The 20,300-nt window shown below is 38.0% G+C and carries 13 protein-coding genes and 1 pseudogene; 12 read left to right on the plus strand and 2 right to left on the minus strand.

Features of this window, described 5'->3' with window-relative positions; translation table 11 throughout:
- The first annotated feature begins 64 nt into the window (after nt 1-64).
- Together H5975_RS03865 and H5975_RS03870 are read left to right on the plus strand one after the other, a co-directional pair.
- A complete protein-coding gene (locus tag H5975_RS03865; protein WP_204784945.1) occupies nt 65-2,281 on the plus strand; it encodes a site-specific DNA-methyltransferase in 2,217 nt (738 codons plus the stop codon).
- A 6-nt stretch (nt 2,282-2,287) separates the two neighbouring features.
- Complete coding sequence (locus H5975_RS03870) at nt 2,288-4,801, plus strand: DEAD/DEAH box helicase (protein ID WP_204784946.1); 2,514 nt, start codon at nt 2,288-2,290, stop codon at nt 4,799-4,801.
- A 64-nt stretch (nt 4,802-4,865) separates the two neighbouring features.
- Here H5975_RS03870 and H5975_RS03875 read toward each other — a convergent pair whose 3' ends face one another.
- A complete protein-coding gene (locus tag H5975_RS03875; RefSeq protein ID WP_204784947.1) occupies nt 4,866-5,924 on the minus strand; it encodes a hypothetical protein in 1,059 nt (352 codons plus the stop codon).
- 452 nt (nt 5,925-6,376) lie between these two features.
- Here H5975_RS03875 and H5975_RS03880 point away from each other — a divergent pair, with 452 nt between their 5' ends.
- From H5975_RS03880 to H5975_RS09060, 9 genes are all read left to right on the plus strand, one after another.
- On the plus strand, nt 6,377-8,986 hold the full coding sequence (locus H5975_RS03880) for a hypothetical protein (protein WP_204784948.1): 2,610 nt from the start codon (nt 6,377-6,379) through the stop codon (nt 8,984-8,986).
- Between the two features lie 480 nt (nt 8,987-9,466).
- The gene (mobC, locus tag H5975_RS03885) at nt 9,467-10,030 is read left to right on the plus strand and encodes a plasmid mobilization relaxosome protein MobC (RefSeq protein WP_204784949.1); all 564 of its coding nucleotides are present in this window, start codon (nt 9,467-9,469) and stop codon (nt 10,028-10,030) included.
- Nucleotides 10,014-11,120 carry a relaxase/mobilization nuclease domain-containing protein gene (locus H5975_RS03890; RefSeq protein WP_204784950.1) on the plus strand — a complete coding sequence of 369 codons (1,107 nt, stop codon included), beginning with the start codon at nt 10,014-10,016 and terminating at the stop codon, nt 11,118-11,120. The genes mobC and H5975_RS03890 overlap by 17 nt, the downstream gene beginning before the upstream one ends.
- Nucleotides 11,098-11,679: a hypothetical protein gene (locus H5975_RS03895; RefSeq protein ID WP_204784951.1), complete on the plus strand. Its 582-nt coding sequence runs from the start codon at nt 11,098-11,100 to the stop codon at nt 11,677-11,679. Before H5975_RS03890 ends, H5975_RS03895 begins: the two co-directional genes overlap by 23 nt.
- Nucleotides 11,666-12,397, plus strand: coding sequence for a hypothetical protein (locus tag H5975_RS03900; protein ID WP_204784952.1), 732 nt, complete (start codon nt 11,666-11,668; stop codon nt 12,395-12,397). The genes H5975_RS03895 and H5975_RS03900 overlap by 14 nt, the downstream gene beginning before the upstream one ends.
- Nucleotides 12,398-12,771: 374 nt before the next feature.
- Nucleotides 12,772-13,974: a tyrosine-type recombinase/integrase gene (locus tag H5975_RS03905; protein ID WP_204784953.1), complete on the plus strand. Its 1,203-nt coding sequence runs from the start codon at nt 12,772-12,774 to the stop codon at nt 13,972-13,974.
- A gap of 1,311 nt (nt 13,975-15,285) precedes the next feature.
- Nucleotides 15,286-16,488, plus strand: a complete 1,203-nt coding sequence (gene istA, locus H5975_RS03910; RefSeq protein ID WP_204784954.1) for an IS21 family transposase — start codon at nt 15,286-15,288, stop codon at nt 16,486-16,488.
- A gap of 15 nt (nt 16,489-16,503) precedes the next feature.
- Nucleotides 16,504-17,250, plus strand: coding sequence for an IS21-like element helper ATPase IstB (istB, locus tag H5975_RS03915; RefSeq protein WP_204784955.1), 747 nt, complete (start codon nt 16,504-16,506; stop codon nt 17,248-17,250).
- 52 nt (nt 17,251-17,302) lie between these two features.
- Nucleotides 17,303-18,826 carry a BspA family leucine-rich repeat surface protein gene (locus H5975_RS09060; protein ID WP_304133983.1) on the plus strand — a complete coding sequence of 508 codons (1,524 nt, stop codon included), beginning with the start codon at nt 17,303-17,305 and terminating at the stop codon, nt 18,824-18,826.
- An 88-nt stretch (nt 18,827-18,914) separates the two neighbouring features.
- On the opposite strand, the gene H5975_RS03925 is transcribed toward H5975_RS09060, so the two are convergent.
- The gene (locus H5975_RS03925) at nt 18,915-19,775 is read right to left on the minus strand and encodes an alpha/beta fold hydrolase (RefSeq protein WP_204784957.1); all 861 of its coding nucleotides are present in this window, start codon (nt 19,773-19,775) and stop codon (nt 18,915-18,917) included.
- Nucleotides 19,776-20,065: 290 nt separating this feature from the next.
- On the opposite strand from H5975_RS03925, the pseudogene H5975_RS03930 reads away from it, so the two are divergent.
- Nucleotides 20,066-20,300 (plus strand): annotated as a pseudogene (locus H5975_RS03930) (hypothetical protein); the annotation flags it as partial.

Consider the following 20,300-nt stretch of genomic DNA (forward strand, 5'->3'; position numbering starts at 1 on the left):
GCATAGAATAGTAAACTTTAGTATATAGATTTATAAATGATTAAGTATTAGAAGGTTTTAGCATATGAATGTAAACGATATTGTAAATCGGGTATCAAAATATGATAGTAATTTAGCCAAAGAAATTAGTAGGTACTTGAATTCTCGCAAATATGGTCTTGTTTATGAGGAAAGTAAGCCTGAATTTGTAAGATTACCCAATAAAACAGTTGTTAAAGGTGATTTGGTAAATATTTTGCCACCGAGAGGAACTGTCAAGAGCGATGATAGTAAATACCAAGATAAGTGGCGAGTTACGGCATTGGATAAAGAACATAACAAGGTAAAGGTAATGCCTCTTGAAAAAGAAGACAAAACGCTGACAGTCAATTATGACGATTTAGTCGCTATTGCTCGATTCGACCAGCCTGTTTACACCGGTTTGAAAGAAGTTGATCGTATTGAAAGAGGCGGGGACAAGCCTTTTAACACCGTCATCAATGGTGAAAACTTTCATGCACTTGAAACGTTAATGTATGCATATCAGGGTAAAATAGATTGTATCTATATTGATCCACCTTACAATACTGGGGCTAAAGACTGGAAATATAACAACAACTATGTAAGTAGTGATGATTCGTATCGTCATTCAAAATGGCTAACGTTCATGGAAGATCGCCTAAAGTTAGCTAAGAAACTATTAAACCCTAAAGACTCTGTTCTTATCTGTACGATTGATGAAAAGGAATATAATAGACTAGGAATTTTACTTGATCAATTGTTCCCAGAAGCTAACATTCAAATGATTAGTAGTGTAATTAACCCGTCTGGTGTTTCTAGAGGTAACGAATTTTACAGAACTGATGAATACATTTATTTTGTAAAAATAGGTAAGGCATCACCACAACCATTAGCATTATCTACTGACTGGCTTACTGCAAAAAAAACAGGCAAAGATAAAATTAGATGGCGTCCAATTCGTCGACAAGGATCACATGATTCTAGAGCAGATGCATACAATGAATTTTATCCAATTTATCTTTCCAAAGATGGCAAAAAATTTGTTGGTACTGGGGAACCGTTAGCTCCTTCTCAAAAAGTTTCGGATATTTCATTACCTGAAAGTGTAATAGCTATATGGCCTATAAAAACTAATGGAGAAGATGGGTGCTGGCAAATAAGTAGAGATACGTTTTCAGAACTAAATCGAAAAGGATACACAAGGATCAAATATAGTAAAAAATGGGGCTATACTCTTCAATATTTAGCTAAAGGTGAACAAAAAAAGGTTGAAAATGGTCAGTTTCCAATTATTGGGAGAAATTACGAAGGAGACGGATCAATAATAGTAGGTGAATCGGAAAAATCAGCTCCATTTATCCCAGGAACGCAGTGGCGAATACCTTCACATAGTGCTCGAGAATATGGATCGGGACTACTTAATCGAATTCTAAAAACTAAAAGATTTTCTTTCCCTAAATCATTATACGCGGAAGCTGACACAATTAGATTTTTTGTGAAGAATAAGCCTAATGCTATTATTTTAGATTTTTTTGCGGGATCTGGTACAACAGCACATGCAGTGGATTTGCTGAATTCTGAAGACAACGGTAAGCGACAGGTTATTTGTGTTACTAATAATGAAGTATCAGCAGAAGAAAGCAAACATATGAGCAAAAAGGGATTGCGTGCTGGAGATGCTGATTGGGAAAAGTATGGCATTGCTCATCATGTGACATGGCCTAGAATCAAATGTGCTATATCTGGAGATGATGTTAATGGTAATCCAATTAAAGGAACTTATGATTTAAAAGAGAAAATCTATCGCCCTATCAATGCGACAGTTGTGGATGAAGCAACGGGCAAGAAAAAGCAAAAGAAATTCTATGAAGCAAAAAATACTTCAGTTTATCCTGAATTAAAAGACAAAATGATGAGTGATGGTTTTAAGGAAAATGCCATTTTCTTTGATTTAGAGTATCTTGAACCATCCATTATCAAGTCTGATTTAGCTTTTAACCAAATTGCTCCATTATTGTGGCTAAAAGCAGGCTCTAAAGGACGTATTATTCAGCATAAAGATGACTATGACATGACGAGTGAATATGCAGTGCTGTTTAACTATAAATATATTGGTCAATTTATACGTCAATTAAAGCAACATTCTGAAATAAAAACAGTTTTTATTGTGACTGATGTTAACTCACGTTATCAAGATCTATGTCATGAGTTGAGTGATAGAAATGTTTATAAATTATATGAATCTTATTTGAAGCCCTTTGAGATTCAAAGTTTGAGCTAGGAGTACATGATGAAATATGAACTAAAAGACTTTCAAGAAAAAGCAGTGGATACCTTAACTAAGCAGTTAGTACAGGCCGACGATATGTATAGGAATTATCATAATCATATTAGTTGCAGTCTTTCGGCCGTTACAGGTAGTGGAAAAACAGTAATGGCCGCTGCTGCGATTGAAGCACTGTTAAATGGCTCAGAAGATTTTAATGTTAAACCACATCAAAATGCGGTTATTTTGTGGGTTACTGACTCACCGGCTTTAAATGATCAAACGTTTAATAAATTTCAACAGTCTTCTGATATGGATGTACTGATGATGCATACGGTTGAGAATACAACTACCGAAGAAATACGTGAATTACAGCCTCATAGTATCTACTTTCTAAATCGTCAAAAACTATCAGATAGTAGTCTCTTAACACGTGGTGGTGAAATTCCAACTTTTTGGCAGATCCTGCAAAATACTTATGATCGTGGAACTACCGTATACATGATGCTAGACGAAGCACACAGAGGTTTAGGTAAAGCTTCATCACGTGAAGAAAAAAAGCGTCAAACAATTTATAGTAAACTAATTGATGGCTTCACTGAAGGAACCTTTACTTTGGAACCTATGCCCATTGTTGTAGGTATTTCAGCCACAATTAAACGTTTTGAAGACGCAATGGCAGACCGTCAAAAGAGAACGGTATTACCTGAGGTCAGTGTTTCGCCAGCAGATGTGCAAGCTTCTGGGTTGTTAAAAGATACGATAGTTATTTCTGTCCCTACGGTAGACGATGCAGTACAAGGTATTTATTTAACTAATGCTTGTCATACCTTGCAAGAATCTACTAAGCAATGGGAAATATGGTGTAAAGCTAATGATGTGCCAGAGAATGATGTAGTTCATCCACTAATGGTTATTCAGGTTAAGGATAAAGTTAAAGAACAAGAACTACGAGAGCTTTGCGTTGAAATCAGTGAAAAAATCCCGTGGATAGATCAGCATAAATCTTTTGCTAATGTATTTGGAGATCAAGCTAGCTATTCTATAGGTGGCATTGATATTCCTTATATTCAGCCTGAATTAGTGCAAAATAGCTCAGAAATTACGGTACTCTTTGCGAAAGAAGCAATTTCCACTGGTTGGGATTGCCCTAGGGCCGAAGTTATTTATTCATTGCGACCTCATAGTGATGACACTTATATTGCTCAATTAATTGGTCGAATGGTACGTACTCCCTTGGCTAGACGAGTCGATGTAGACACGTTGAACTCAGTAACATGTTTCCTACCTTATTTTGATCGTGATACGGTCCAGAAAGTGGTTGATCATCTTACTAAGGATAAAGATGATGATAATGCTGTTTCAACTGAAGATGGTCGAAATGTCTTACTGCATCCTGTAGAAGTAGAATGGGATAACTCACTGCAAGTGGATAACGCTTTTGAATCCATCAGGACCCGGAGACGAAGCTCTAAACAACGCAATTTTATTCGTGGTGCTTTAGAATTAAGTGGACTACTAATGAAGTATGAAATTGATTTAGATGCCGAAGAATATGTAATGAAGGAACTTATGAGAGAATTAAATGATTCCATTAATACTTTCCATGATGAATATGAGCAAGCAATACAATCAATTTCCAAGGTTGAAAGTACGGATATTCAGATTAAAAATCTTGATACGACTAATATCCAAACTAATGAATATACCGAAGATGCTGATGCTTATGCAATTGATCACGCTCGTCAAAAGGCGGACCATGTGTTTGAATTAAGCTTAACGAACCGGTTCTTTGAACAGAAACACAAAAGCGGACTTGATTCTATGACAATTAATACGGAAATAGCGGCCGCTGGAAGTGTTGAAGGCATTGTTGACCATGTTACTCAACGTGCTAAAGAATTGGTTAATGAATTTCAAGATAAGTATGAGAGCCAAATCGATAACCTTAGTGAATCGGCTCAACATGATTTTGAATCCAAGATGTTTAAAAATGGAATTGCAAGAGATGTTTCACTGGTAAAGCCAACTAAAGATCTGTTTGATGGCGATGCTCATCATAAGTACGCTAAACATGTACTGAATAATCCTAAGGATCATTTGGCGCCAATTAAGTTGTTCCCTATCGAAAATGATGTTGTAAATGAGGAACTTAAGCATAATGCGATTGCTTGGTATCGTAACCCGGGGAATGGTAATAGTCATACATTATCAATCATGTATCAAACTTCTGACGGTATGAAACCTTTCCACCCAGATTTTATCTTCTTTGAAAAAATAGATGAAAAAGTAATGCCTTATATTGTTGATCCACATGGAACTTATTTAGCGGATTCTTTGGAAAAACTTCGCGGTTATGTTGACTATGTCCAAAAATTTGGGAACTTGTACTCTAGAATATGGAGTTTGGATGAAGTTGACGGTCAAAAACGTTATTTGGACTTAAAAGATCTGGCTACTCAAAAGGCAATTAAGTCATTTGACGGATTAGAGGTAAAAGAGTTATATAAGGGAAAATATTCCCATAATTATTAGTTGTTGTCCATTTTACAAGAAATAAAGCAGCCAGCTGTAAATTATACAGTTGACTGCTTTTTTACTAATCAATATTCATTGTATCTTTTAGTATTCTTATGATGGATGGATCAATGTTAGCACACAATGGACTGTCTAAGATATTTCTTAGATGTTCCCTATTCTGATAGAATTTGCTTAATTCTAATGATTGATGATTGATTTGTTTTTCATCATAATAAAATTCATCTCTTGCTCGCTTGATCAGTGTGTCTATTCGTTTGTTAATTTGCTTATCGATTGCGTCAGCGTCTTTACTAGTAACGTAGTAGTAAGTGTCATTGTAATCTTTAATCAAATTTTCCTTATAAGGACGAAGTAGCTCTCGTACGGTAGTGGTGGAGTGCCTTAATTGATCTAGATTATCCACCCGTCCCTTGGTATTAATACCACGGTTGTAAACAAAGTAGTTTAGAATTTTATCATAAAGTGCTTCGTTTATGTATACTTCCTCATTAGTAGGGTGAATTTTTATTGATCCAAAATTAATTTGTGATGGTTTGACAGTAATTTTTTTAAATCCCGATACGTTACTAGGATTGTTGTTAAGAATGCTATTTACTTTATTTGCAAGTTGACGTTGTGAAATTTTAGGTATTGGAATCCTTGATGTAACGTTAGCAGATGTTTTACGGCCCATAACGTCAGTAAGTGTTCTTTGTAGACTGTAGAACAGGTCGTGCTCTTTACGGTCATTTTGTTCAATCATTCCCCAATCAACAGTATTAAATTTTTTTGAACCTTGACCTGTTTTGGTTGGTTGGCTTTTTTTCAATATCTGTAACAAGTTGTCTAAATCCTGAGAAAAAAGTGTCTTGATGGATTTTAAGTTAACTGAATTGGGGTCATAATAGTCAGTTTTGGTAAACATAGCGAATTCTATGTTGTTGGTCGACAAATCAGTTATATGGATGTTGTGCTTAATGCAATATCTGATTAGCTGTGTGGGAGATATGCTATTTTTATCATCAGTTGCAGAAAATGGGTTATTAATCATTATAAGTACTTCATCAATATTGAAATAAATTTTTCCAGAATCCAGTTCCAAGTATGTTTGGGGCTGGATTTCTTTATATTTAACCATTTTTTTCTCCTTCAATTAGCAGTCACAATAAAGTGTCAACGGCACTACCTTTAAAATATGTGAGAATAAAAATGTCAAAAGGAAAACGGCCGTTTGAACTTTGATATCTTTAGTAATTATTTTACCATTTCAGGTTTTAATCAGAGGCTTAGCTGGATAGGAACTTGGGTATTAGTTACTAAAAGAAAGTTACTTAAGCTACCGATATCACTGGTATGACGGCGTGTATACGCCGTTGCCGAGCTCCGTCAACGGCATCCGCCAAGATTGCCGTCAAAACAGCTTTCGTGGATGATGACAAAATTGATTGGGCTGGTGTAGAAGGCGCGTGGAATCAATGATTGTTGATCCTTTACAGGGCAAACATATTAAACGGGTAGATCGAATAGGGATAATAGTTAACTGCCCTTACTGCTAGTCCTTGAACGGTTACCCAGAAAGGATGAGAAGCGATGTCAGATGACAATAAGTCAGCAAGTATCGAAGAACGGTACGCTAAGGCTTCAGATTATTTGAAACGATACTCCCATTCTAGTCGAAAATTGTACCAAGTCATTCTTAAGGTTTTACCTCCTCTACAGGTTAATGATCAATATGACGAAGACAATATTGATTTGGCAATTAAGGCTGGTAAGATCCTGGATCTTCTTGGTGAAGCGTCACGAACTTGGAACATCTCGATTCATTGGCTTTTCACCGTTTGCAATCCCAAGATTACGGACCAATCTAATCCGAAGTACAGTCCAGTATATGAACAACACGCAACCAGGTTACCATTGAATCGTTTCGGCGAACTAGATCGTATGGTGATGGATGAGAGTGGTAACTTAATTCGTGCTGGTGACAAGCTAGTTGGTGATGACCGCTTCGTTGGTAAGGGTTGTGAAGATTATGGGTCAGCCTGGGATAATGATGGCAATGTTATTAAACATGATGCTCGTGGGCAACCAACCTTAGATGGATTCACTGCTTGGGTAGCACGACATATTGATGAACTTCAAAAGATCTGTTGCCGAAATCCAAACCGGGATCGTCACTTTGCTGCATTCTTCATAGGCCATCCGAGGGATGATGAGGAAAATAAACGAAATGGTGAAATGGAACATAAAGAGTCCCATGTTCATCTCGTTGTAGATATGCCAACCAGGCGCACGCGTTACCGGATGATGGAACTATTTGGTTACAACTTTGATGACTTAACAGAAACGTTTAAATGGATTGATCAGATTAACGATCAACGAAATGAAAGGATAGCTGCTTTCTTAGGTACTTTACAAGGCGCTATGCAGAACTTTGTTGTAACTAAGCATTATATTTCATCAATTCAGTATCTGGTACACCAAAGTGGTAAGGCTAAACGCGATCAGAAGACCCCGTATTCGGTTAATGAAGTGATTAGCTGGTTACCGGATGATCCAGGTAAAAGCTATTCGAGTATTGCCGGTGTTTATGATGATGAAATGGTTGCCAAGGGTATTGATTCAGCTATTGTTCGCAACTTGCACAGTCCTTATAACCTAGCACACCACACCGCACGTTTAGTAGGACGTAACGACGGAGATCGTGTTTTTTCTGGACACCAATTGTCGGAATTAAGGAGCCTTGGAACAAAGGGTGCCGGGAAAATGAACTTTAGTAAGCAATCTAAGAAGTTGATTCTGGATCAATTGATGGAATGGATTTATTCCGGGCGGATGCAAGTAACTGATTGGAAAGATGCTATTCATGCCGCTTTTGATGATAGTGATGCAGCAGGTTTAATTGCTGATGGGATTTTTATCAGTCGTTTGACCGCTGTCTTAGACGATCAACGTGAGTCAACGATTAATGACATTGATGCAGATCGTAATATGAACACGATTTTTATAAGCGCTGCACAGGGTGGTATTGGTAAATCATATCTTGCTAGTCGACTATGTCAATACTTAGAACAAGGTCGCACACCATATGTGACGGCGGCTGAAGATAAGAATAAAACAGTAGATTATTGGCAAGATTACCAGGATCAAGCAGCAGCCGTAATTGATGAAGTTTCAGCATCTTCAATTGAATGGAGTGCACTCAAAGATATGCTTGACCCTCACAAAATCCCGAGGGTTTCATCTCGATTCCATAATGCTTGTCCTTGGAATCTGAATCTGCTAATTATGACGAATGTTTATTCGGATGGAGTTGCTGGATATGTGCGAGATGTCCTTCACTACGCCCCTGGAGTAACTAAATTAGGGTATTTGAAACAAGATGACTACGATAGACGTTCCTGGAGCCTTAAGACTAATGATTCAGAAGCAGGTCAAATTTATCTTTCACAGCTTAGCCAACTATTGCGTCGATTGCCAATCAATATCCATATGATTCCAACAGAAGATGGGAAAGGAACTGAAGTTGTTGTTTCAATCATCAATTTCCGCCCAGGTGGCCGTGCCATTAAAAATTATGACTATGTCTATACACGTGAGTCAGATCATATTTTTAATGTTGTAATCAATGAAGATTTGTCTGATCAAGATATGCAGCGGATTGTTAAAACTGTCGCTAAGATGATCAAAGATCTTCAAGACAAAGCGAAGACAATTTTTCGACAAGATCCTAATGCTGTCCTTGATAGTGCAAAAGGTTTCTTGGAACGGCATGCAGACTTTGGAGTCTATATTCGAGGTGGCCAAGCGTACCTTTCCGAGAATAAACAACAAAATAGTGGGTCAAATTATCAAGATTTATTTCAAAATACGACGGCCGCCTCACCAGCTACTAATATGTTAACGAACTTGAACCAACTCAGGTATGAACTATGGCCAGAGTTTACTGGTAAAGATAATAATTTCCACCCTGAGCTTAACCAATTTACGGCGCTAATGCGTGGTTACCTAGTACCGATTCGACGTGATTACGGTGACGCGTGGACTGTGGCAAAGTTAAGTGATAAGTCGATGCAGTTACTCAAAAATCATCGGGCAACTGAACTGGTCATGCATCTTAATGCGATTACTTCCATTAAAGATAGTGATAGTTATTTTGTGTTGAGTCAAAGCAAGAAAGTAGCTCGGATTTTAACAAGTTGATGATAAGGAGTGTTGTCAAAAGGCAACGGGTCGGTGGTGGGTGTTTGCCTACTTTGAACGCCAAAGTAGGGTCGTGTTCTGGTTCTCTTTGCGACACAAAAGAGAAGGTGGAGCCCAACCTAATCAGGGCCCAAATTGGGTGGCTTAGGTTGCTGCATTTTGCTTCGGTTTGTTGCATACAAATGAAGGCCAAAAGGAAATTATTAAGAACTAATCTGGTAAGAATAGTTCTTGATTTAAGGGGGTGCAGGGGGAACAACATTCCCTTTGCTAAGTAGTCCTGTGATATCAGCAGGTAACTACTTGCCCGTTGCTTTTCTGGCCTGTTACTAGTGAATTGGCACGTGTAGTCAAGTCACATGAACGAGAGAATCAGAGGGCCTAAAGGGCCATGATTGATGAAGAGAATTTTAGTAACTTAATTGGTGTTTTTGACACCAATTAACGGCCAGAATTGCAACGTTAGAGAGGAGTGATTTGATGTTAAACAATGGTCAATTAATTAATCGGAAACAGCAGATTAATTTACACCGTCGCGTACCCGAAAAGAAGCATCCGTATCTACTTCGAATCCCGCAAAGTGACTTTGAAAAGTTGCAAGCGGTGATGGGTGATGAGCCAATGAGTAAGGTGTTACTCCGTGGATTGAAGACAGAATGGAATTACAACTTAGCAGTGCGGAGTCTGATGGAAGAATTACCGGATTTTAAGACTGCTAAGCAGCTTGATAAATGGCGGTTCGATCATCTTAAAGATAGTCCCGAATTATTAGCCAAGTATGTAATGCCATCCACGATTAAAGCTTACTTACTTAGGTTGGAACAACACGATAAATTGAAGCAATTCGCTTTAGTTCAGTGGAACTCAATTGTGTATTACCTCAATCGAATCGGTGTTAATCTCAACCAACTGGCCCATCAAGCAAATCGGGGTGATCAGGTAGATGGTGAAGAGCTACAAAAGCTGGTTCAAGCGACGATGAATTTATCGCAATTGATTAGCAAGAAATTTAAGGAGAACGATAGTCATGTATGTAAAAAGTAATTACATTACAAATGCGTATGGCCGATTGAAATACCTGTTTGACGAACCAGCACATGACGGCTCCGCTCATCGGGTACTCGGTGTTAATGGTTCCAACGTCTATCTATGGGGTCCACGTGGTCAACCATACCCAGTACAAAGCGGCTACTTTCTAAATCAACAGTTCAAGTTGGTAAGACACCAGTCAGCCAATCGACGAAAACGGCAACAGGCTCAACACATTATTTGCTCATTTTCTGATCATGAAATGCCAACTGATGATCCTGAACATGTTAGGGATGAAGTCGAGCAGATTAACCAACTGGTTAGTGGCTTTATGGCTGAGTATTTTCCTAATACGCAGTGGGTCTCCGCAATCCAAGCGGACGGTCAAGAAGGTCACAAACTACATTGCCATATTTTGATTAATAGCGTGTACCCAGGTGGTAAATGTGTCCGAACTAATGAGTTTAGTGTTAGTCGATTGCGTCATGAGTGGAACAACTACCTGAAAGATCACTACTTAGAAGTGACCGGTCATGTTTATGTCAATCCATTTGATAAAGACAAACCAGGAACGGTTGTTAAACCAAAAGGATGGCAGGCAGCATTAAAAGAGACGCTACAGTGGGCGCGTAATCAGGCCAAGTCCATTGAAGAGTATCTTGGCTTATTGAAATCAAAGGAAGTGACCGTAACAAGAAGGAATAAGCGGGGCGATTGGTCATACCACACCACCGTAAGTGGCAAGAAGAAAACGGTACGGGACTTTTACCAGCGTCGTGATCGAAAGACTGGCCTGGTTAAAGCTACCCGCGGTATGGGTAAAGAATTTACTCCATTGGAATTAGAAAGACATTTTAGTCAAAAACAGCAAAGTGAAACTAAGGAGGTTTCAGTTGATGAAGAAAAATCTCAACAGCGCGATGGACGATCTGAACGACTTGCTGAATCCGAACGGCAGCAACGACAATTCAACACCTACGTCGCACGACAAAGAAGTACAGAAAATGATGAAGAACCTGGCTACGAAGCAGGATCTGCAAAGTTGGACCGGCGACGTCACCAAGTCTTTGGAAAATCAGAAGATGAATTTAAACCAGGGAGTTAGTGATATTGCTCATCAAGCCATTAAAGACGCTTGGCAAGATGGGCGTAGCAAGTCCTATGACGATTTGGAGCAGAAGTTCAAAGGTCAGCAAGCCCGGATTGACCGGATGAATACCTCAAGAGCACAGGCCGAAGTCATGGCGAGTGCTGATCATTCTAAGGTTGAACAACTAAACCAAGTTGTTAATAATCTTGTCGCAGTGATTAATCATAATAGTAATTTACTACAACAGCTAATTAGTACGGTTCAGCAACCAATTGATATTGATGGTCATGATTTACTGCGTGTCATGCGCGAAGAAGCAAATTCTACGACCAATCAACTTTTAAGCAAGGAAGTTGTTACCTATATCAATCAAGTCAAAGAATCTATTGCGCAAGATAAGCAACAAGTTACTCAGTCTCATAGGGTTATGGAACGTATCTTAACTAAGTTTGCAAATGGCGCATTGATTGTCTTGGCTGGGGTAGTTTTAGCAAGTGTAATGCCGTGGTGGCCAGTTAAGATCATTGTTGGTATTGGATCAATTATTGGAGGTATTGTTTATGGTAAGGATTAATAAGCAATGGTGCGATGGATTCGGTGGCGAAGTGCAGGATGCTTCACCGTTAAAAGTCGAAAATACGCAAGAATATCAAGATGTTATCGCAATGGCACGGTTTAAGTTAGGGACAAGCATTAATTTTCTGAAAGGACCTTTTAACCAATTAGCGGAGTCCCTTGAAAGTCTGTGGTTAAGTGAAGGCAGCCAGGTGCCACATTTTGCTTCTAAGTTTGTTGACTGTTGGTCAGCTGATGATTATGCGACATTTTGTGAACAGGTAAAGTTGTGGGCGTTAGATCATGATGCTGATCCGTTTAATGAGTTACGGCGTCGTGTACGTGAACTCCTTTTGTGTGATAAAAAGTCATTCCAACTGCTAACCATTACTAAGTTATTGGATAAGTCAAAGGATAACGAGCGGGTACTATTTGACCAGCAAGCCAGTGTTCAACAACTGTGCAATGAGATTGGTGAAAAGGATGATCAGGTTTTTATTGACCGTGATGACTTTAAGCAATCGACTTCTCAGTTTGGACGTTTAAAAGGATTAGTACAGGCAATGCGCCGCCATTCTAACTATTTAGTCAATCAACGTTTAACACGTCGTCGACTAATTAATGTAAATCTTGCTGAGCAGGCTAAGATCATTTCGAAGCCTGTTCAATCACGTAAGAAGTCTGAACAGCCTAAGAAACATAAGTCAAAGGATCATGATGATGAACTGGAATTATAAACAAAAAAAGCGACTAACCCAGCTACCACACTTTGGAAAGTCACTCTCTAATAACAAATTGTTATCCCGTTCATTATCTACCACAAAGGAGTAGATGTAAATTGTTCGGCAAGGATATTTTAAATGGGAGGCAATTGTGTGCTGCCCTAGGTATTAGTACGACACTACTATACCGCTTGATTCGAAGTGGAATGCCCTACCATCAACTTTCAACTGGAAGCCGAAAATATTACAACCTGGAAGAGGTTAAGCATTGGTTACTCAATGCCGGTTATCAGCAAAAGACAGTGTGGACAAAGTAATTAGAAGGGTTGTAGAATACTGGTAATCAGTGTACTACAACCTTTTTCTTTATATGAAGGAGAAGGTTGACAATGATTAAAAAGATGAAAACAGGCAAGCACGCGGGACAATTCCAAGTACGGATCCAACCAATTAATAAGGTAACTGGTAAGCGGGAAAGTTGGCCGGTTAAGTATGCTAAAACTCGTCGGGCAGCAACCGCATTAGAGAGAAAAATGTGGGCTGATTACGAAGATGGAATGCAGTTATGCGATGGTAATGCTATCTTTGCAGACGAATTTCAGAAATATGTTAATCAGCGAAAGAATGCAATATCCCCTGTTACTTATCGCGACTGGAATAATTCGGCAGCTGAATTTCAGAAGTATTTTAAGAATACTAAAATTAAGGATGTTACCGAACGACTGGTAGAGCAATTTGCCCATGATTTTGTGCGAACCCACAAGACAACAGTTGGACGAGCAACCGTGATTGATCACCGTCTGACACATATGCGGAGCTTCTTTAATGAGCTAGTCGGAAAAGTTGTTAAAGAGAATCCAGTGCCGGAGCAATATCTTGATAAGTTCTTCCGAAAGAGTGATTTTAGCGTTGGTAAGCAGCAATATTTGTTTACTAATGATGAGCTGGAATCTATTAAAGAACAAATTCAGCTGGAACTAAATAATACTACTATTGCAAATTGGGGGACTCGTTTAGCGCTGTGGATTGATCTTGAAACTGGGATGCGTCCTGGTGAAGTTCAAGCACTGAAATTTAAGAACTTGGTAGTAGAAGATGACTATCCAACCTTTAAGATTAATGATAGTTGGTCCGATTATGCTAAGAGGTTTAACGGGGCGCTTAAAGCACGGCCTAAAGGATATGCCCGTTATTGCTTACCAGTTTCGCAACCACTGGCAGATTTTATAGATATGTTTCAAGAAGAACAGAAGAACTTTCTGGAACGTCACAATTTGACGAATCCTGAAGGTTTGATCTTCCTGAATCTACATGACTATAAGACTTGTGCAAACAATATCCCGATTACACAGCGGAGTATGAATGAGATGTTAAAGAAGCTCTGTAATAAATTGGGAATTAGTGGTAACGGAGCACAGTTATCTATGTATTCGTTTCGGCACACATTATGTACTAAGCTGGCTAATAAGCCGGGCATGTCTTATCCGTGGGCAGCCGAACGAATGGGTAATAGCTTGGCCATCTTTATGCGGGTTTACGTTAAAGCGGATCGCGATATTAACCGCAAAATGATGGATAACTGGATGGCATAGGATGCACACAGGAATGCACACGATTACCTAGAGTTGCCATCTAGTTTGTTGATATATAAGGAACGAGTTGACAAGAACCTACCAGCTTTTAGTCAGCACTAGAAACATACTAAAAGCCTATAACAATACGTTTTTACCGTGTTTGTTATAGGCTTTTTATGTTAGTTTAAGGTTATGATTTCTCACTTTTTTCACATGTTTTGAACTAAATGATATCCTATAATTTATATGATCACGAAAATGGTTGATATGATAGTATTTGTAGTCATTTAAACGTGTGAAAAAATGTGAAATGCCAGAAGAAGGTATTGTAAGCGATTATACTTTTTCTTCCCAATAATGCGTCCAGAAAAGGAAACTAAGGATAGCAAGAAGGGCAAGAAGAAAAACAAGAAGTAGCCCAAAAACTTGCTATGACGGCTTTAAGCGACTTCGTGTATTTAGATTAAATTAGCTATTAGCTTTTAAAAAGTTAGTAACTATGGTGTGTATACACCAAATTTAAATAAATTAAGTTGGTAAAAAGCTGGCATAAAAATGAAGGGCTTCGATTCTCTATTCGGGAATCGGAGCCTTTTGTTTAAAGTTATAGTTGAAGCCCTAAAGTAATCAGTAATATTCTATGAGAGGCCAAATAGCCCTTATTTTAGCCTTCCTTACTAATTACATTACTCCTTTCAAAAAGGCCTGATAGGGCACGACAAGGCGAATTATGGGAGCTGTACTGATATAGATGCTAAGATAACGTCAATTTTAGAAGGGCAAAATTGGTAGAATCTTTCTTAAGATTCTATATGTACTTTCCTTAAGAAATAATATAAATTTTTTTGATCACTTTGTATATTATCTTTGCTTAAATAGCCTCTGGTAAGACCAGGCAACTTTTATTATGTTAAAGGGTCAATTCTATGTTGGCACTGTATACTTGACAGACAATAATGTCGACGTAATTTCATTAATGGATATCGATGGCCTTTGAGCAACTTAGCTTGAGGTCCATATATTTAGTTACTCAGTTGAGATAATAATTCTAATTGGTAATTCAGCTCGGTTAAAATTTGATGATCTTATTTTTGTGAGGTTAGCTCTTATACAACTAACTTACGTACAACACTCATAAATTGTTTAACATGATGATCTGCTTTTTTGAAGCTAATATTCCATAATCAACAATGATTTTAGTATCTAACTTTACGGTTACTAAGTTAGGATGTTAACAACGGTTTTAAAATGTAGGAAATCACCGATTTGAAATTGTCGGATTTCCTACATTTTTTTATACTGGTTTCATCAATTATTTGAGGTGATTGTATGAAATCAGAGTTGAAAAAGGAGTTAATGTTATTCAAGATGACCAAAATTAAACCAAATTATGCGGCCTTAGGCCGCAAATATAATTGTGATCCGAGAACTATTAAGCGTTATTTAACGCAGAATCATGCAGATAAAAGGAGAAATAGTAAAAGAAGGAGTAGCAAATTAGATCCATATCGTGAAATTATCAAGGATAAATACCAAACTTGTTCGGCAACTGCAATTTTCTATTTTATTAAAGAGCTAGGTTATGAAGGTGGAATTTCAATTTTACGCGATTACTGTCATCAATTGAAAAAAGCTAATAATCAAAAGCCAATCATTCGAATTGAAACTGCTCCCGGAGAAGTCGGACAAGTAGACTGGAAAGAGGACATGGTTCTCCATACGCGTCAAAATAAGCCGATTCATTTTTCAATATTCTTGTACGTTTTAGGCTATTCAAGGAGAAAATTTCTCAAGTTAGTTTTTGATCGACGCCAAGATACACTTTTCGAATGTCTAAATGAGGCTTTTAGTAACACCGAAGGCGTTCCACATCAAATCTACTTCGATAATATGAAAACAGCTGTAGATCATGCTAGAAGTAATTTTCATAAAGTAGTTTGGAATGAAAAATTACTGAATTACGCAAAGGCTGCAGGATTTTTACCTAAATCATGTCGTCCATTTCGGCCACAAACTAAAGGCAAAGTTGAAGCCTTAGCCAGAACGATTGAAAGGATTAAAGTTTACGACCATGAATTTAGTAATGAGGAGGAGTTAGGACAAATAATTAAACATCTACAAAAGCAACTTAATGATGAAAAAAGTCAAGCAACAGACCGAAGACCAATGGATTTATGGCAAAAAGAAAAAGAATACTTACAACCCTTTAACAGTGAACTGCTGAGTTCGTTAGTAGATCATGATCTAACCCGCAAAGTTAGTAAAGAATCAATGATCAGCTATCTGGGAAGTAAATATTCTGTACCAATAAAGTATATCGGTCATGAAGTGACCGTCAAGGTCACTGACAAAAATTTATTGATTTTTAGTGCCACAAAACTAATAAGGCAGCATTTACTTAGCAACAAAAAGTTTAATTATCACCAAGAAGATATGACAGCAATCTTAAAAACATCGGTATTTCATGATCTATCAGATCAGCAACTTGCCGAACAAGTAGAAACTAATTTGAAAATGTTTGACCAATTATAGGAAGGGCTGTAGTACATGACCATTTATACAAAATTAGAGGATAATTTGACTAAGCTGAAATTAACAGCTATAAAGGAATATTTGCCTAGCTATTTGGAAGGCAATGATTTGTCATTACCGGAAATCCTTGAACAGCTAACCAGTAAAGAACTCGCTTATCGAACTCAAAGGTCAGCTAAAATGTCAATTCATGTAGCTCACTTTCCATATGCCAAAGGTCTAGATGAATTTGATTTCGACTTTCAACCTTCGGTTGATAAACAAAGAATTATGAATCTTGCATCAATTAATTTTATTTCTTCGGCTAAGAACATATTATTTATTGGTTCTTCTGGAGTTGGTAAAACTCATTTAGCAACTGGACTTGGTATGGAAGCATGTAAGAATCATTTAAGTACATATTTTGTGAACTGTCACGAATTAATTGAAAGGTTAAAATTAGCCCATCAAGAGAATCGTTTAGCGGCGATTTTGAAAAATTATAGCAGGTACAAATTACTAATTATCGATGAAATTGGATATTTACCAATCGATGACCTAGGATCCGATTTATTCTTCCAGTTGATTGCTCGACGTTACGAAAAGAAATCAACGATCATTACAACTAATATTCCCTTATCGGAATGGGGTGAAACCTTTTCTAATCCAACAATTGCGAATGCAATTCTGGACCGTTTGGTCCACCATTCGGAGATCTTTAAAATTACTGGAAAATCATATCGAATGAAAGATTATCAAGAACACACAAAGACACAAAAGTAAATCGGTGAAAAACGATATTTTTAAACCGGTGAAATCCTACATTTTAAAATCGGTGTTGACACATTGGAACACCGGGAAAGCCACTGACATGCAGGTTATGTTTTATGATATGCAAAACCTTGAATCGTTAGATGTATCCGGCTGGAATGTCAGCAACGTTCGAAACATGGTCATGATGTTCATGGATGATCACAAACTGGAAAGCCTGACTGGGTTAGCAAACTGGAATGTTTCCAATGTCCATGCGGCAAATGCGATGTTCTGTCGAACTGGTTTACGGAATATTGACATCCACGGTTGGAACCTTAGCAATGATACTGATACCCGATGGATGTTTGCTTATGGCCTTAACCCAACAGTGATCGACATGCGTGGTGTTAAGTTACCAACGCGGACTAACTTCTCACTACTTAGTTTCTACAGTAACAAGCCAATGGTTGTTTACAGTGATGAAGGTTCACAATTATTCAGCCTGAATAATGCTAAATTAAATAACTATAATGATTGGGTAGGCAATGTCACGATTAATGTCACGGGCCACCAAAACACCAATCGTTTAACTCTCAATAAAGTTAACGAACAAAGGTCAGCGTCTGGTCAAGAAGTAATCGCAACGTTGCCAATGGACTTCGTATTTACGGATCCAATTGCGGTTAGAAACCAAATGCGCACGATAACCAACCAATTAGCAGTTAACAAACTTGTTCATGATAAGTATGGCGAAGGCGTTAATGTTTCAAAAGATGATTTTGCGGATGATGCCAATGCACTGGTTCCAAGTTTAAAGAATGATTTTAGCAAGGATGTAACAGATCTTGTTGCCGATAATTACAACCTGCACCTTGTTAACAATTCATATACGCAAAAGATTGTTTACAAGGATAAGGATGGTAATACACTCAATACTGTTGAATTCAGTGATTATCTTGATAATAATAACCATGCCACTATTAAGCAGCATGACTTAATCAAAAAGATTAATGATAACTTGCTAAAGGGACATGAAATTGTTTCTGGATTACCAACTGGTGATTTATTAATTGATGGGACTACCCCTAACGATATCTTGGTTGTTGTTCAACCAGTTAGAAGTAGCGCTCAAGTAATTTACCAAGATGAAAATGGTAATACCATTAGCAGTTCCACCATCAACGGTAACGTTGGTCAGACAGTAGATCTGAACCTGCAAGTACCAGCTGGTTATGAAGCGGTAAGCACATTACCAAGCCAATACACCTTTACGGATGCTGCAAACCAACAGATCATCATTCGTGTAAAGGCAATTCAAACACCAGATCAACCGGTTAATCCTGATGATCCAGTGGACCCACATACGCCAGTAGATCCACAAACACCTACTGAACCGACCACACCACAAGATCCATCTCAACCAATCGATACTGTGACAACGTTGCATCATTCTGATAACAACGTAACCAGTCACCCAACACAGCCAAAATTACCACAAACTGGTAACAACAATACGGCTCAATCATCACTGGTTGGGCTTGCAGTTGGCGCGGTGGCTACTTCCCTTGGACTTGCTGGTTTAAGCAAGAAAAAGCGTCACAACTAAAAAATAAAAAATGCGAACTGTAATTTGAAATGAGGCATTATAGCCGATTTTCAAATCGCGGTTCGCGTTTTTGTTTGTCAAACAATATTTAATTTACTTTGCGTTCTAACCAATTCACGATGTCATTCATTACAACCGTAGCGTCACGTTCAAATAGAATTTCATGACGCATTTTCGGGTAACTATGATGGGTCAGGTCATGATAACCGGCTTTCACCAACATATTAAGAGATGATTGCACTTGCGACTTTTTACCAGCACATGGGTCGTCACGGCCATTTAAAAACAGAACCGGAACAGGATGATTGCTGTGGAAGTAACGAAGGTGGCCGACTTCACGCATTCCTTCATATAAGTCGTTATATCCTTGACTGGTAAATGAGAAACCACAGTCCGGATCATCAATGTATGATTGGACGTCTTTTGAATTATGGCTCAGCCAATCAAGATTTGTTTTCGGATGTGGAATCTTTTTTATAAATTGGCCAGTGGTTAATTTATCAAGTAGGCGACTTTTACTTTTAGCGCCCTTAGCCATTACGATTCCTGAACTGATGAGCTTGCCAAAGACCCACAGTGGGTTATAGAAGGGGGTTCCTGATAATATCATGCCATCGAAGTCGTCGTATTTTTGGATGTAACTGCGGATGATGATGGTGCCCATTGAATGTCCAAATAAAATAACAGGTTGGTCTGGAAACTCGCGATGAGCTAGCTGAACATATTTGTGTAACTGGGAAATGAAATTATGCCAACCCTTGAAGCCAAAGTAGCCTTTCAATTGCGTTGGCAAATTTTGACCGTGCCCAATTAGGTCATAACGCACAGAACTGTAACCATGCTGAGCTAAATAATCGCAAAAAGCTTGATATCGATTACTGTGTTCCTGCATCCCGTGCACAAGAACAATCACTGCTTTTGAATGGGGTGCTCTTGTAATTGATTTCATATTGTACATCCTTTCATTAACTAACCGAAGAATTTACACTTTCTATTATAAGATAAATGGGATCGATAAAACTTTCGATTTTAATCAAAAGATAAGTTTGAACGGAAATGACTGAACAGGTTCGTTTATGGCGATTAATTAGCACAAACTATAACCTTGTTTATATAAACAAATTACTATATTTACCGCTGATATAGATAAAATGATAGATTATTAAATAAAATAAACTAGAAAATTCGTCTAATTGAAGCGTACCCCCAAAGTTGGAAATCGACTTTGGGGGTATTTTTATGACTAAAATTAGCGTAAACATTAAGATTAAGGCTGTCGAAGAGTATTCCAATGGTAATGATAGTAAAGGATTTATTAGGCAAAAATACGGGATCGACGAACTTAGTTTTCAAATATGGGTGGGTATTTATGCAAGATTTGGCAAGGAACCATTACTGAATCCACCGAAAGTAACTGGGGATTTTCGGCTGAATCTGATAAAGTGGAAACAAGAAAATTTGGCGTCAATTCCCG

The organism is Limosilactobacillus coleohominis, from assembly GCF_016901675.1.
Taxonomy (GTDB): Bacteria; Bacillota; Bacilli; order Lactobacillales; family Lactobacillaceae; genus Limosilactobacillus; species Limosilactobacillus intestinavium.